Source organism: Craterilacuibacter sp. RT1T (assembly GCF_023502145.1).
Classification (GTDB): domain Bacteria; phylum Pseudomonadota; class Gammaproteobacteria; order Burkholderiales; family Chromobacteriaceae; genus Craterilacuibacter.
In genome coordinates this window covers 1-807 of the sequence record NZ_JAMFLI010000029.1, presented here as the reverse complement: position 1 = coordinate 807, position 807 = coordinate 1, and the positions used below count along the sequence as shown (strand labels likewise).

Sequence of the window (807 nt, the reverse complement as noted above, 5' to 3'; positions counted from 1 at the left end):
CACCACCGTGAAGCCGGACGGCAGTTACAGCGTGGACGTTGAAAAGCCACTCGCCGAAGGCAGCTACAAGGCCGAAGCCAGCGTGACCGACCCGGCCGGCAATAAAGGCAACGCACAGGACAACGGCAGTGTCGACACGACCGCGCCGAAGATCTCTGTGGAGATTGTCAATGACGGTAATAACGACGGCTGGCTGAATGACAAAGAGGCGGCAGACGGTCAGGCGCAGGTGAGGGTGACGGTTGACGATGCTTCACTGCAGGCTGGCGGTCAGGTGACCCTGACCATCGATCGTGGTGGCAATCCCGAAACACGCGTGGTGACCGTCAAGTTTGTCGACGGAGTCGCACAGTTTACCAACGCGCAGGGGCAAGCGCTGACGGGCTACTCATACGACCAAGGTGTGATCCGCTTCAATGAGGGTGTATTGGTCGAGGGCGAGCAGCTTAAGGTCGACGCTGTGCAGACCGACGCGGCGGGCAATCAGGCTACGGGGAGTGATAGTGCCAAGCTTGGATATTTTGGGGCGACTGATAGCGGTGCGGTAACCGAAGATACGACGTCTCCTATGTTGAGCGATTCCGGGCAGTTGAAGGTTGCCACCGAGATGACGTTCAAGGCCGGTGCCGGCGTGGCGCAGGGCGAAGTGCTGGGCAGCCTCACCATCACGGTGGACGGCAGCTGGAGCTACAACGTCGACAACAGCAAGGTGCAATACCTCAAGGCGGGCGAGACCAAGGTCGAGACCTTCACCGTGGAAGCGCTGGACGGGACCAAGCACACGGTGGAAGTCACGATCAAGGGGAT

Annotated in this window: 1 protein-coding gene; it reads left to right on the top strand. The window is 60.0% G+C overall.

Features of this window, described 5'->3' with window-relative positions; all coding sequences use genetic code 11:
* Window positions 1-807, top strand: an 807-nt coding sequence (locus M3P88_RS15795; RefSeq protein ID WP_249616950.1) for a VCBS domain-containing protein, incomplete at both ends; no start/stop codon positions are given.